The sequence below is a fragment of the Vibrio anguillarum genome, assembly GCF_001989995.2.
Lineage (GTDB): Bacteria > Pseudomonadota > Gammaproteobacteria > Enterobacterales > Vibrionaceae > Vibrio > Vibrio anguillarum.
In genome coordinates this window covers 1-14,128 of sequence record NZ_JAHGUP010000085.1, presented here as the reverse complement: position 1 = coordinate 14,128, position 14,128 = coordinate 1, and the positions used below count along the sequence as shown (strand labels likewise).

At 43.5% G+C, this 14,128-nt stretch carries 11 protein-coding genes; 9 read left to right on the top strand and 2 right to left on the bottom strand.

Annotated elements, in window-relative coordinates; genetic code table 11:
• Positions 1-197 precede the first annotated feature (197 nt).
• From epd to mscS, 4 genes are all read left to right on the top strand, one after another.
• Positions 198-1,223 (top strand): erythrose-4-phosphate dehydrogenase, encoded by a 1,026-nt coding sequence (gene epd / locus PL85_RS16155; RefSeq protein ID WP_026027970.1) that lies wholly within the window; start codon positions 198-200, stop codon positions 1,221-1,223.
• Positions 1,224-1,371: 148 nt separating this feature from the next.
• On the top strand, positions 1,372-2,535 hold the full coding sequence (locus PL85_RS16150; RefSeq protein WP_026027969.1) for a phosphoglycerate kinase: 1,164 nt from the start codon (positions 1,372-1,374) through the stop codon (positions 2,533-2,535).
• Between the two features lie 153 nt (positions 2,536-2,688).
• Positions 2,689-3,765 carry a class II fructose-bisphosphate aldolase gene (gene fbaA / locus PL85_RS16145; RefSeq protein WP_013857804.1) on the top strand — a complete coding sequence of 359 codons (1,077 nt, stop codon included), beginning with the start codon at positions 2,689-2,691 and terminating at the stop codon, positions 3,763-3,765.
• A gap of 233 nt (positions 3,766-3,998) precedes the next feature.
• Positions 3,999-4,925, top strand: coding sequence for a small-conductance mechanosensitive channel MscS (gene mscS / locus PL85_RS16140; protein WP_013857803.1), 927 nt, complete (start codon positions 3,999-4,001; stop codon positions 4,923-4,925).
• 74 nt (positions 4,926-4,999) lie between these two features.
• Here the strand turns inward: mscS and PL85_RS16135 are convergent, their stop codons facing one another.
• Positions 5,000-5,632: a LysE/ArgO family amino acid transporter gene (locus PL85_RS16135; RefSeq protein WP_017047512.1), complete on the bottom strand. Its 633-nt coding sequence runs from the start codon at positions 5,630-5,632 to the stop codon at positions 5,000-5,002.
• A 122-nt stretch (positions 5,633-5,754) separates the two neighbouring features.
• On the opposite strand from PL85_RS16135, the gene PL85_RS16130 reads away from it, so the two are divergent.
• The 3 genes from PL85_RS16130 (at position 5,755) to PL85_RS16120 (ending at position 9,477) form a co-directional block, all read left to right on the top strand.
• Positions 5,755-6,651 (top strand): LysR family transcriptional regulator ArgP, encoded by an 897-nt coding sequence (locus tag PL85_RS16130; protein ID WP_017045436.1) that lies wholly within the window; start codon positions 5,755-5,757, stop codon positions 6,649-6,651.
• 102 nt (positions 6,652-6,753) lie between these two features.
• A complete protein-coding gene (locus tag PL85_RS16125) occupies positions 6,754-7,446 on the top strand; it encodes an oxidative stress defense protein (protein ID WP_038169970.1) in 693 nt (230 codons plus the stop codon).
• Positions 7,447-7,611: 165 nt separating this feature from the next.
• Positions 7,612-9,477: a sensor domain-containing diguanylate cyclase gene (locus tag PL85_RS16120; RefSeq protein WP_019282286.1), complete on the top strand. Its 1,866-nt coding sequence runs from the start codon at positions 7,612-7,614 to the stop codon at positions 9,475-9,477.
• Between the two features lie 103 nt (positions 9,478-9,580).
• On the opposite strand, the gene pykF is transcribed toward PL85_RS16120, so the two are convergent.
• On the bottom strand, positions 9,581-10,993 hold the full coding sequence (gene pykF / locus PL85_RS16115) for a pyruvate kinase PykF (protein WP_026027602.1): 1,413 nt from the start codon (positions 10,991-10,993) through the stop codon (positions 9,581-9,583).
• 424 nt (positions 10,994-11,417) lie between these two features.
• On the opposite strand from pykF, the gene PL85_RS16110 reads away from it, so the two are divergent.
• Together PL85_RS16110 and glmS are read left to right on the top strand one after the other, a co-directional pair.
• Positions 11,418-12,179 carry a DeoR/GlpR family DNA-binding transcription regulator gene (locus PL85_RS16110; protein ID WP_013857797.1) on the top strand — a complete coding sequence of 254 codons (762 nt, stop codon included), beginning with the start codon at positions 11,418-11,420 and terminating at the stop codon, positions 12,177-12,179.
• Positions 12,180-12,266: 87 nt separating this feature from the next.
• Positions 12,267-14,099, top strand: a complete 1,833-nt coding sequence (gene glmS / locus PL85_RS16105; protein ID WP_017045440.1) for a glutamine--fructose-6-phosphate transaminase (isomerizing) — start codon at positions 12,267-12,269, stop codon at positions 14,097-14,099.
• Positions 14,100-14,128: the final 29 nt, after the last annotated feature.

Sequence of the window (14,128 nt, the reverse complement as noted above, 5' to 3'; positions counted from 1 at the left end):
GTTTAGGGATGACAATGAAATGGCTCCCGTTTGGTGAGCCATTTTTTATGGACATCTTTCTTGTCGTAGCCGCTGTTGCTTGTACCTTGAGTCCGTTTAGAAACAGAATCTTTTGCGACAACTGATGGCTTGGGGTGTTGCTCTTGGTCGCTATCGGTTACTATCTGTACCACGAAAAAAGTTAAGACGATGGAATGATGCTTAAAGTCGCGATCAATGGTTTTGGGCGTATCGGGCGCAACGTGCTGCGTGCGATATATGAAAGTGGAAAAAGTCAGCAGATAAAAGTGGTAGCGGTGAATGAGCTGGCGCTACCTGATGCCATGGCGCACCTACTGCAATACGACACTACTCATGGTCGATTTGGTAAAAAGATCACCAATGATCAAGAGCATATCTATGTTCATCATGGGCTGGATGAGTATGACTCGATTCGAATTTTGCACCTTAGTGAAATCAAACTTCTGCCATGGCGCGATTTAGGCGTTGATATTGTGCTCGACTGCACGGGTGTGTACGGCTCAAAAGCCGATGGTTTGGAGCACATTGAGGCAGGCGCAAAGAAGGTACTCTTTTCACATCCAGGCTCACATGATCTGGATAATACAATCATTTATGGGGTCAACCATGAGACGCTAACCGCAGAACACCGCATTGTGTCAAACGGATCCTGTACCACCAATTGCATTGTACCGATTATTAAAGTGCTTGATGAAGCGTTTGGTATCGATTCAGGAACCATTACCACCATTCACTCGTCAATGAATGATCAACAAGTGATCGATGCCTACCACACCGATTTGCGTCGAACACGTTCTGCAAGCCAATCCATCATTCCAGTGGACACCAAGTTGCACAAAGGAATTGAAAGGATCTTTCCGAAATTTTCTAACAAATTTGAAGCGATATCAGTGCGCGTACCGACAGTTAATGTCACCGCGATGGATTTGAGTGTCACAATTAATACAAATGTGAAAGTTAATGACGTAAATCAAACCATTGTTAACGCATCTCAGTGTACATTACGTGGCATTGTTGACTATACTGAAGCTCCGCTTGTTTCCATCGATTTTAACCACGATCCCCATAGTGCGATTGTTGATGGTTCACAAACAAGAGTGAGCAACGGGCAGCTTGTTAAAATGCTCGTTTGGTGTGATAACGAATGGGGCTTTGCGAATCGCATGCTGGATACGGCACTCGCAATGCAAGCATCCGAGTAGTAGCAGGATGATGGAGATTTATTTATTTTCAAGCTTGAAATAAATAACTCAAATCTCCATATCGATAACCAGTTTGAAGAATTTATAGGCTCGGCAAGGTTGCCGGGTTTCCAAAAACTTTATTTATTAATATTTGAGAGGACAAACCATGTCTGTAATCAAGATGACCGACCTGGACCTAGCAGGTAAACGCGTATTTATCCGTGCTGACCTAAACGTACCAGTGAAAGATGGCAAAGTAACTTCTGATGCACGTATTCTTGCATCGCTACCAACAATTCAGCACTGCCTAGCGGCGGGCGCTAAAGTGATGGTTACTTCTCACCTAGGTCGTCCAACTGAAGGCGAATACGCGGAAGAGTTCTCTCTACTACCAGTGGTTAATTACCTGAACGACGCGCTAGATTGCGAAGTAAAACTGGCAAAAGATTACCTAGATGGCCTAGAGCTAAACGCAGGTGAGCTTGTTGTTCTAGAAAACGTTCGCTTTAACAAAGGCGAGAAAAAGAACGAAGAAGAACTATCTAAAAAGTACGCCGCTCTTTGTGACGTATTTGTGATGGATGCATTTGGTACGGCTCACCGTGCACAAGCCTCAACTCACGGCATTGGTATGCAAGCACCTATCGCTTGTGCTGGTCCACTATTGGCAGCAGAACTTGAAGCACTAGGCAAAGCCATGGATAACCCAGAGCGTCCATTAGTGGCTATCGTTGGTGGCTCAAAAGTGTCTACTAAACTAACGGTTCTAGAATCGCTATCTAAAATTGCTGACCAACTGGTTGTTGGCGGTGGTATTGCTAACACTTTCATCGCAGCAGCAGGCCACAATGTAGGTAAGTCTCTATATGAAGCAGACTTGCTTGAAACGGCTAAAAAGTTGATGAAAGAGTGTTCTATACCAGTAGCAACAGATGTTGCTTGTGCAAAAGCCTTTGATGAAAACGCAGAAGCGGAAATCAAAAACGTGGCGGATGTTCAAGATGACGATATGATTTTCGACCTAGGTCCAGACTCAACCGCACAACTGGCTGAAATCATCGCTAACGCAAAAACCATTCTATGGAACGGTCCTGTTGGCGTATTTGAATTCAAAAACTTCGAAGCAGGTACAAAAGGTATCTCTGAAGCGATTGCGAAATCTGCAGGTTTCTCAGTGGCTGGTGGTGGTGACACACTAGCGGCAATCGACAAGTTCGGTATCAAAGCCGACGTATCTTACATCTCTACTGGCGGCGGTGCATTCCTTGAGTTTGTTGAAGGCAAAGTACTACCAGCGGTTGAAATGCTAGAAGCACGCGCGAAAGCTTAATGACTAATGAAAGCGGGAGTGATTCCCGCTTTCTTGTTTGCTGCACGTGTGTTTTTATTCTGATAGAATGACGCCAGTTGTGAGCAAACGTTTGCAAGAATTTAAACTTAACTGTTTTATTTTTAAAACGATAGAAAAAATAGGATCAAATCCATGTCTAAGATCTTCGATTTCGTAAAACCAGGCGTAATTTCTGGCGATGACGTACAGAAAGTATTTGAAGTTGCAAAACAAAATAACTTTGCTCTTCCTGCAGTAAACGTAGTGAACACTGACTCTATCAATGCGGTTCTTGAAGCTGCATCTAAAGTTAAAGCGCCAGTGGTTGTTCAGTTCTCTAACGGTGGCGCGGCTTTCTTTGCTGGTAAAGGCGTTAAACTTGCTGGTCAAGGTGCACAAATCCTAGGTGCGGTTGCTGGCGCGAAATATGTTCACGCTGTAGCAGAAACTTACGGTGTGCCTGTTATTCTTCACACTGACCACGCTGCGAAGAAACTACTTCCTTGGATCGACGGTCTACTAGACGCAGGCGAAGAGTTCTTCGCTCAAACTGGTAAGCCTCTGTTCTCTTCTCATATGCTAGACCTTTCTGAAGAGTCTCTAGAAGAGAACGTTGAAACTTGTGCGAAATACCTAGAGCGTATGGCTAAAATGGGTATGACTATCGAGATCGAACTGGGTTGTACTGGTGGCGAAGAAGACGGCGTTGACAACTCAGACATGGATTCATCTGAGCTGTACACTTCTCCTGAAGACGTAGCTTACGCTTACGAGAAATTGAGCGCAGTGAGCCACCGTTTCACTATCGCAGCTTCTTTCGGTAACGTACACGGTGTTTACCAAGCGGGTAACGTGGTACTGACTCCAACTATCCTACGTGATTCACAAGCGTATGTTTCTGAGAAATTTGGCCTTCCAGCGAACTCTCTAAACTTCGTATTCCACGGTGGTTCTGGTTCTTCTGAAGCCGAGATCAAAGAGTCAATCAGCTATGGTGTTATCAAAATGAACATCGATACTGATACTCAGTGGGCAACTTGGGACGGTATCCGTCAGTACGAAGCTGAAAACCATGATTACCTACAAGGTCAAATTGGTAACCCTACGGGTGAATCTGCGCCAAACAAGAAATACTACGATCCACGCGTATGGCTACGTGCTGGTCAAGCATCGATGGTTGCTCGTTTAGAGAAAGCCTTCGCTGACCTTAATGCGATCGACGTACTATAAGTTCATTTATCTGGACTAAGTGATGAACCCGCTCAATGAGCGGGTTTTTTTATGGCCGAGATTCAGACAAAATGACTGGCGGATTGTTAAAATATTGCTTAACCTCTAACAAGCTCATATCAATGCTTCCAAGTAACTATTTGTTTTGTCAGTGTTTACATAAAACTGACTTTGCAACATAACCAAAGTGAGATATTGTGCCAAAAAACTGACACTCTACTGTCAGTCGTTTTTTGTCTTTGATGTTCAGTGGTAACAACAACATTCAAAATGATTTTATAAAGAGGAAATGCAATATGTCAGGTGAATCAATGGGCATCGAAGCTCCATTAGTCGATGGTTTAGCGCAAGCCAATACTTGGCTGACCAATAATTCAGATCTTTTGATACAATACGGCGTCAATATTATTTCCGCTATTCTGATCCTATTTATCGGTAACATTGTTGTTAAAGCTGTCGCTGGAAGTGTTGCCAAGGCTCTGAAAAAGAAAGACATGGACAAAGCAGTTGTTGAGTTTGTTCATGGTCTAGTCCGTTATACGCTATTTGTGGTGGTATTAATTGCCGCTTTAGGTCGCATTGGTGTGCAAACCGCTTCTGTTGTTGCCATTATTGGTGCGGCTGGATTGGCGGTTGGTTTAGCGCTACAAGGCTCCCTATCAAACTTTGCTGCGGGTGTTTTGATTGTGGCATTCCGCCCATTCAAATCCGGTGATTACGTGGAAGTGAGTGGTACTGCTGGATCGGTTGAATCGATTCAAATTTTTTCAACAGTACTGCGCACGCCTGACAATAAAATGGTGATTGTGCCTAATGGTTCGATCATCAGTGGCCCAATTGTTAACTATTCACGCCATGATACTCGTCGTATTGATTTGGTGATTGGTGTTTCTTATAAATCCAATCTGCAAAAAACCAAGGAAGTGCTGGCTAAAGTAGTCGCGGCAGAGCCTCGTTTATTGAAAGATCCTGCACCGACTATTGGTGTGATGGCCTTGGCCGATTCTTCAGTCAATTTTGTGGTTCGCCCTTGGGTGAAAACGGCAGAGTATTGGGCTGTTTATTTTGATTTGTTACAAGCCATCAAAGAAGAGTTAGATAAAGAAGGTATTGAGATCCCATTCCCACAAATGGATGTTCATCTGAATAAAATGAATTAATTCATTTTCAATCAAGTGAAAAGGGCATGAAATGATTATTCAGTTCATGCCCTTTCTTTTTGTTGGTTATACACTTACACCAGATATTGAATTGCCAGCCCTTTTGCAAGGATAAAGGCGATGCTAAACATCATTGCGGCCACGGCCATGTCTATTCCTTTCTTCACGTTAGGCTTTGAGAGCGTCGGCCCCAGCTTCGCAGCACCAATTGATAAAGAATAAAACCATACAAAAGAGGCCATCATGGTTCCTAGCGCAAACGCGATGCGATCATGGCCTTCAAACTGACCACCAATCGATCCCAAAATCACAACCGTATCTAAGTATAAATGTGGGTTAAGCACAGTAACGGCTAACGCGCCTAGAATAACCGTTCGTTTACCACGTGCGATCACTTCGCCATCCGATTCATTAGTGCTTGTTGAAGTGAAGGCACTCCTTAAAGAAATAAATCCATAAAATGAGAGAAAAGCAACACCGCCTAAGGTAACCGAGGTCAGTAAGATTTCGTTACTTGAGAGTAGGGCACCGCCACCAAATATACCCAGAGAAATAAAAATCACATCCAGTAGACTACAGATGGTCGCCGTCGTTAAGTGGTGATTGCGCTTAATTCCTTGGTTTAGCACATAGGCATTTTGTGCACCAATAGGAATAATCATCGTTGCACCTAATCCAAAACCTTGTAGCAAAATCCACACATTCACAGCTCACCTCATCGTAATAATTCAATACAGTGAGCGCACAATAGCGAGAGTATAAAAATAAGTATAATTAATGATTTTAATATTATATTAGTAATACTAATAATCATAAAAAGGAGCCTAGGATGAGAGGGCTAGATTACAAATGGATTGAGGCATTAGATGCGGTACTGCAACAAGGAAGCTTTGAACGAGCCGCTGAAAATCTCTATATTTCACAATCGGCTATTTCTCAAAGAATCAAGCAACTAGAGAGATTTATCGCCCAACCGGTCCTGATTCGAGAGCAGCCACCAAGGCCAACGCTGGTGGGAAAAAAATTGCTAGGGCTGTATCGTAGGGTGTGTTTGCTTGAAAATGAACTGGTGCCTGAATTGATGAATGAGGAGAATACGCGGCCTGTTTCAATAGCTATTGCCACTAATGCGGACAGTTTGGCCACTTGGTTACTTCCTGCGTTATCGAATACGATGAAAACGCGGCAAGTTGAGTTGAACCTGACGGTTTTCGGTGAGTCACGTACGATCGAAAAAATTAAAAATGGCGAAGTAGCTGGCGCAATAAGCTTAGAATCGCAAGCCATTCCTGGTTGTCATGCTGACTACTTAGGCCGAATGGACTATGTGTGTGTTGCCAGCCCGGAGTTTTATCAGCGTTATTTCTCTCAAGGTGTGAACTTTCATACTTTAAAAAAAGCACCAGCGGTATCGTATGATCAGTATGATGATCTGCATAAAAAATATTTGCATGATCACTTCAATGTGCCAAGAGATGCCGTCATAAACCATACCGTGGGTAGTTCAGAAGCTTTTGTTAAATTAGCCCTATCCGGTGCGGCGTATTGTTTGATCCCTCGCTTACAGATAGCACAAGAGCTCGAAATAGGCACGCTTACCGACATTACACCAGGGTTCATTTTAACCAACCGTATTTATTGGCATCATTGGCAGTTAGAAACGGGAATATTACAGGAAATTTCTCAGGCCATCGTTCAATATGCTCGCCAAGTGTTGCCGCAATGACAAAAGTTCAACGTCAAAGTTGTGTCATTTCATAAGCTATTAACTGTGCTTATGTAGAGTATCGCCTATGATGTATTCACCCATTTGAGTAAGGTAACTCCCATGAAATTAATGACAAGTGTAACGCTATTATCTGGATTGCTCAGTTTTGGTTCTATGGCGCAGGAAATGAATTTTCCTCATCTTTCAACGACAGGTTATGGTGAAGTCGTTGCGGCACCTGATATGGCTGAGTTTTCAGTTAAAGTGGTTGAATCGACGCTGACGGCGGAGCAGGCAAAAAGAGCGGTCGACAAAGTGGTAGAAGCATTTGTGGCGCGTTTGAAAGAATCCGGTGTGACTTCCCAACAAATATCGAGTTCAAATCTCTACCTTGCCCCTCAATATCACTACCCTAAGTCCGGTAAGCCTGAGTTAGTGGGTTATCAAGCAACAAGAAGTGTCACGGTTGAGGTTGAAGATTTAAGCCAGCTTAATCAATACCTTGATGTAGCGCTCGGTGAGGGCATTAACCAAGTCGACAATATTCAACTTAAAGTTCGGAATCAAGATCAATACCAGCAACAAGCTCGGCTAGCGGCGATTCAAGATGCGAATACCAAAGCACTATCATTGGCGGAAGGATTTAAGTTGAAATTAGGTGATGTGTGGCAGATAGACTACAACTCGCCCAGCGTGCAGCCGATTATGATGCGTGCTATGGCAATGGATGCAAAATCTGAATCTAATAGTTACCAAGACTCGACGCTTATTATTCGCGATAGGGTGGACGTAGTCTATCAATTAAACAACTAAGCCCTTACCTAAGCTACTGATTGATTGGTTAATTTAAAATGGATAAAAACGAGCCTTTACTTCCATAAATTGATTGTATTATTAATCGGTAGCTTTTTGTTTTGTCTATTTTTTAAGATGCTATAATCCGCTCATCACTATTTAGGGTTAATATTTAGACAAGTCATGAGATACACAAAAATAATCAGCATCCTTCTCATCATTTGTTTCTTATTCAGCGCAATAGTGACTGGGTATTACTATCAGCGCTACCAAGAAGTGAAAGACAACGCAACGCAAAACACGGTAGCGGAGGCGTTTGATCAACTCAATGAAAGTGAGCGACAGTATCGGGGGTTGAAAGCTCAGGTCGGTTCCATTATTGATTTGCTTAGTCGAAGCCAAAGTTTGTATGAATTTATTTTTTCTCCTTCAGAGATAAATCAGCAGCATCTTGAAAATATATGGTCTTCGGTTGCTGAAAAGCAAACATGGTATAGTTCGATTACACTTTTGGATTTATTTGGGCATGAGCGACTCCGTATTGATTATTCTGCGGACAACCATTTAGCCTCTAGTGCAAAAAATCTTCAAGACCTGTCACATCATGGTTATGTTGCCTTTGCAGAAAACCTGTCAGAGGGAGAAGTGGGGGTTTGGGGCATTGCATTGGCTAGTGCTCGAAGTGCTGCGGCTATACAGCCGATGCTATGTGTGATTACGCCAGTTACCGTATTAGGGGAGCGAAAAGGCTATTTAGTCCTCGATGTTGATATTTGGTCACAATCTTCGCGTTTAAATCATGTCCGTGATCCACAATTAACTCCTGAGCTGATCGGCGATTCAGGTTTCTATTGGTCTTCCAACGATAAAACCAAATTATTTGGAGACTTATTACCGTCCAATCAATACGAGAATCTTGCACTTCTGCTACCGAAAACTTGGCAGCAGATGCAGACAACTCCTTCTGGCTATGTATTCGAAAATGGCAAGGTTACGGTTTATAAAACCCTTAAATTTGCTTCATTGAAACCTGTTTTTTTGATGATTCAACTCACCGATGAGCAATTAGATCATCGAGCGAAGCGTGACGTCAACGATTTAATCAAAGAAGCTTTTTTTGTCTTCTTCGTTATACTCATTTTTGCGCTTCCCATGGTTTCCATGGCGTTGCATTACCATCATCGAAGTATTGAAAGCAAATTGGCAAGAGCGGCCTTGAATGGTATGTCTGCAGTGATGATCTCAGACAGAAAGCACAAAGTGATGATGGTTAATGGCGAATTTGAAAAGATTACCGGTCTGACTATTGACGAGATAAAAGGCAGTAACGCATTAAAGTTACTGCTCAGTCCAAATGGTATGGAGTTTATGCTCGAGGTGCTTGAAGAGGTATCGCAGCAACATTTCTGGGAAGGTGAAGTAGAAATGGTCAATACACAAGGTGAGACGCTAACCGCCATCATGAGAATTCAAGCGATTAAAGAGGCGACTAAAGTCAGTTATTACATCACCTCTTTAGTCGATATTACTCAGTACAAAGTCTTAGAAAACCGATTGCGAGAATTGAGTGAAAAAGATGCGTTAACTCAGCTATGGAATCGGCGTAAATTTGAAGCAGAATTGCAGCATCATACGCACATCATTCAACGTTATCCCGAAAGCCATCATGTTTGTCTCGTCTTAATTGATATTGATTACTTTAAACGAGTGAATGATGAACAAGGACATGATGAAGGTGATCGCGTCATTATTAAAGTTGGTGAAATTTTGAGCCAAACATTGCGTACCACGGATTTTCTGGCACGTATTGGCGGTGAAGAGTTTGCGATTATTATGCCGCATACTTCTGTAGAAGAAGCCGAGACTGTCCTAGACCGATTACGAGTAGCGGTAGAGCAAAGCCTCACCGTGACTATCAGCGCTGGCTTTACTGACTTAACCGCAGATGGTAAACGCTCGTATAAATGCGCTGACATTGCTTTATATGAGGCCAAAACCTTAGGACGAAATCGAGTTTCACTGTGTAAAAGTAGTGATGATCTTGCTTAAGGCATACTACAAAGAGTGATGGGCTTGGTAAGTAAAGCGTAAATAGCGGAAATAAAAAAATCGGGGCAAGCCCCGATTTTTTTATTTCTAGCTTACGTTTCTATTATAGAACGTGAACAGAAGCTGTGTTGGTTGTACCTGAGGCAACAAGTGCACCAGAAACCATCACTACGATGTCACCCTTCTTGCCTAGACCAGAAGCCAGTGCAATCTCTTTACCATTGATGTAGAACGCATCAGTGCTGTCGATAGTATCAACAACAACCGGTGTTACACCTTTAGTTAGAACGAGTTGAGCCGCCGTTTTCTTGTTAGTAGTTACAGCAATGATGTTCGCAGTTGGGAAGTACTTACGCACTGAACGAGCTGATTTACCCGCTTCAGTTGCGACCACGATAAGTGGAGCCGCCAATTTCTCAGCAGTATCTACCGCACCTTTACATACGGCTTCAGTAATGCGTAGGCGTGGGCTGTCTAAACGAGAACCCAACTCAGCTTGTAGAACGCGGTCTGTACGAGCACAGATTTGCGCCATGATAGTGACCGCTTCAACAGGGTATTTACCTTTTGCTGTTTCGCCAGAAAGCATCACTGCATCTGTACCATCCATTACCGCGTTGGCTACGTCGCCAGCTTCTGCGCGAGTTGGACGTGGGTTCTTGATCATTGAATCAAGCATTTGAGTTGCTGTGATAACCACTTTACGTGCGCGGTTACATTTTTCGATCATCATCTTCTGTGCAAAGATAACTTCTTCAGCAGGGATCTCAACACCTAGGTCGCCACGAGCAACCATGATACCGTCAGAAAGCTCAAGAATTTCGTCGAAGTTATCAACGCCTTCTTGGTTTTCAATTTTAGAGATGATTTGGATATCTGCGCCACCGTTTGCTGTTAGCAGTTCGCGGATTTCACGTACGTCGTCAGCTTTACGAATGAAAGAAGCTGCAACAAAATCAACGCCTTGCTCACAACCAAATTTAAGGTCTGCTTTATCTTTTTCAGAAAGAGCTGGAAGGTTCACTGAAACGTTAGGAAGGTTAACACCTTTGTTTTCACCTAGCGCGCCGTTGTTCAGCACTTTACATTTCACTTCAGTTTCTGTGGTTGCAATCACTTCCATTTCAATCAGGCCGTCATCAACCAAAATTTTGTTACCTACAGTAAGGTCTTTAGCAAAACCTAAGTAAGTCACGGCAACTTTATCTTTGTTACCTACAACGGTTGCATCAGTAGTGAAAGTGAAATCCTGGCCAGCCACGAGATCAACGTCATCACCATTTTCTAGTTTGATGGTACGGATTTCAGGACCTTTAGTGTCTAAAAGGATCGCAAGCTGTTTACCAGTGTTTTCCATTACTTTACGGAAGTTCGCAATACGAGTGCCGTGTTCTACGAAGTCACCGTGAGAGAAGTTCAAACGCATAACGTTCATGCCAGCATTCACTAGCTCAGTAAGCTTCTCTACAGATTCAGTTTTAGGGCCAATCGTACATACGATTTTGGTCTTTTTCATGGAAGGTTCTCTCCGGTAAATATGATTACAATTTGAAGTTGGTTGAGTGTTCTAGCGTCATCACAAGCGGCAATTTTTCTTATCTATTACCCAACAATATTAATGTGATTTTGTGACATTAGAGCTGAAAGTCTTTCAACAGTTTAGTCATTTTATGACCAAGCATTGTCTATTTTATAGCGTCATTTTGCCACTTATTGAGTTTAAATCGGTTAAGTTGCAAAAGAATAACAGTCAATTCTGTAATTTTTTTTCTTTTCGGCGCGAATTCTACCACCTAATGAGTTCAATATCACTGCCTAAGAATTGTCTTAGGACAAGGTTTTAGCGTGAATTATTAATTTTTTAGATCGAAATAAATAGACAATAAAGTTTCGATTCGATTAATATTGCTTTCGATTCGTAATCTTGAAGAAAAATATAAATGTCGAAACGAAATACACAACTGAGAAGACACACCATCGCTAACCTTGTGAATGAACAGGGTGAGGTCAGTGTTGATGCTCTCTCTGCTCAGTTTGAAACCTCAGAGGTGACGATTAGAAAGGATTTGGCCTCTTTAGAGAAAAACGGTCAACTCTTACGCCGTTACGGTGGTGCGATTGCACTGCCTAAAGAGGTGGTCAATGATGAGTTTAATCCTAAAGTTTCGAATCGAAAGATAAAGCTGGCTAAGGCGGCGGCTAAGTTAATTCGAGACCACAATCGCATCGTTATTGACTGTGGTAGTACTACGGCAGCATTAATTCAGCAACTGAATGATAAACGCGGTTTGGTTGTGATGACCAACTCATTGCACGTAGCGAACGCCCTTAATGAACTAGAAAGTGAACCGACACTATTAATGACGGGCGGTACTTGGGATACCCATTCCGAGTCATTTCAGGGCAAAGTGGCTGAATCGGTACTGCGTTCTTACGATTTTGACCAACTGTTTATTGGCGCTGACGGTATTGATCTTGAACGTGGCACCACCACCTTCAATGAACTGATTGGCCTGAGCAAAGTGATGGCCGAAGTCTCACGAGAAGTGATCGTGATGATCGAATCAGACAAAGTTGGCCGAAAAATTCCCAACCTTGAGCTCGCTTGGGAGCATATCGACGTGTTAGTGACCGATAACGATCTAACCGTTCAAGATGCCGCATTGATTGAATCGCACCAAGTGCGAGTGATCCGAGCTTAATTAACCCCTATTCAACCATTCCTAAATAAAGGCCTTCGCTTGTGGCTTTAGGGATGAAGCATAAATCTAAAATGGAGTAAAAACCTTATGTGTGGAATCGTCGGTGCAGTAGCACAACGAGATGTGGCTGAAATTTTAGTGGAAGGACTACGCCGCTTGGAATACCGCGGCTATGATTCAGCCGGTGTTGCTGTGGTGGATAGTGCGAGTCAATTAACGCGCGTTCGTCGTTTAGGCAAAGTGCAAGAGCTAGCCGATGCAGTCGAAAAGCAACATGTTGCCGGAGGCACAGGCATTGCGCACACACGCTGGGCGACACACGGTGAACCTTCCGAAATTAATGCTCACCCACACATGTCGGGCGATATTGCGGTTGTGCATAACGGCATTATCGAAAACCATGAAACGCTACGTGATGTTCTGCGTGAACGCGGCTACCTTTTTGAATCGCAAACCGATACTGAAGTGATTGCTCACCTTGTTGAGTGGGAACTGCGCACGGCCAGTTCACTGCTTGAAGCGGTGCAAAAAACCGTTAAACAACTCGAGGGTGCTTACGGTACTGTGGTACTTGATCGCAAAGATCCAAGCCGTGTTGTGGTTGCTCGCTCCGGTAGCCCGATCGTGATCGGTTTCGGTGTTGGTGAGAATTTCTTAGCTTCAGACCAATTAGCTTTGCTGAATGTTACACGCCGCTTTATGTATCTTGAAGAGGGTGATGTCGCGGAAGTTACGCGCCGCGATGTGACGGTTTTTGCTGCAAACGGCGAACAGGTGACGCGTGAAATTAGCGAATCTAACGCAGAGCATGACGCTGGCGATAAAGGTAAATATCGTCATTTCATGCAAAAAGAGATCTTTGAACAGCCAACGGCATTGATTAACACCATGGAAGGCCGTATCACCAAAGACAGCGTAGTGACAGAAAGCATTGGCGTGAACGCTGCCGAAATTCTTAGTCAAGTGGAACATGTACAAATCGTCGCTTGCGGAACGTCGTACAACGCAGGCATGACAGCGCGTTATTGGTTTGAAGCATTGGCAGGCGTGAGTTGCGATGTGGAAATTGCCTCTGAATTCCGCTATCGAAAATTTGTCACTCGTCCAAATAGCTTGTTGATCACGCTTTCTCAATCCGGTGAAACGGCAGATACCTTAGCCGCTTTGCGCTTGGCGAAAGAAAAAGGCTACATGGCCGCGATGACTATTTGTAACGTAGCGGGTTCTTCGCTGGTTCGTGAATCTGACTTTGCATTCATGACTCGCGCTGGAACAGAGATTGGTGTGGCATCAACCAAAGCCTTCACTACTCAGCTTGCAACCTTGTTAATGTTAGTGACCGCTCTTGGTAAACAAAAGCAGTGCATTAATAAAGAAAAAGAGGCGGAAATTGTTGAAGCTCTGCATGCACTGCCTGCACAAATTAATGCAGCCCTTGCCTATGAAAAGCAGATTGAAGCACTGGCTGAAGATTTCGCAGATAAACACCACACTCTATTCCTAGGTCGTGGTGAGTTTTACCCTATCGCGCTTGAAGCATCATTAAAGCTGAAGGAAATCTCTTACATTCATGCTGAAGCATACGCAGCGGGCGAATTAAAGCACGGCCCATTAGCACTGATTGACGCTGATATGCCCGTTGTCGTAGTTGCGCCAAATAACGAGCTGTTAGAGAAGCTAAAATCGAACATTGAAGAAGTACGTGCTCGTGGCGGTTTGCTGTATGTGTTTGCCGATCAAGACGCTGGCTTTGCGGCTGATGAAACAATGAAAATCATCACCATGCCACACGTGAGTGAAATTACCGCGCCGATCTACTACACCATTCCAATGCAGCTTCTTTCTTATTATGTTGCTTTAATCAAAGGTACGGATGTCGACCAACCTCGTAACCTGGCCAAAGCCGTAACGGTTGAGTGATACAAGGTGGTGAGAGCGCATATTTTGTG

Excerpts from the sequence above, each read along its gene's own strand:
- PL85_RS16125 (WP_038169970.1), top strand. The coding sequence starts at position 6,754 with ATGAAATTAATGACAAGTGTAACGCTATTATCTGGATTGCTCAGTTTT.
- PL85_RS16150 (WP_026027969.1), top strand. The coding sequence starts at position 1,372 with ATGTCTGTAATCAAGATGACCGACCTGGACCTAGCAGGTAAACGCGTA.
- PL85_RS16130 (WP_017045436.1), top strand. The coding sequence starts at position 5,755 with ATGAGAGGGCTAGATTACAAATGGATTGAGGCATTAGATGCGGTACTG.
- glmS (WP_017045440.1), top strand. The coding sequence starts at position 12,267 with ATGTGTGGAATCGTCGGTGCAGTAGCACAACGAGATGTGGCTGAAATT.
- pykF (WP_026027602.1), bottom strand. The coding sequence starts at position 10,993 with ATGAAAAAGACCAAAATCGTATGTACGATTGGCCCTAAAACTGAATCT.
- PL85_RS16120 (WP_019282286.1), top strand. The coding sequence starts at position 7,612 with ATGAGATACACAAAAATAATCAGCATCCTTCTCATCATTTGTTTCTTA.
- PL85_RS16110 (WP_013857797.1), top strand. The coding sequence starts at position 11,418 with ATGTCGAAACGAAATACACAACTGAGAAGACACACCATCGCTAACCTT.
- fbaA (WP_013857804.1), top strand. The coding sequence starts at position 2,689 with ATGTCTAAGATCTTCGATTTCGTAAAACCAGGCGTAATTTCTGGCGAT.
- epd (WP_026027970.1), top strand. The coding sequence starts at position 198 with ATGCTTAAAGTCGCGATCAATGGTTTTGGGCGTATCGGGCGCAACGTG.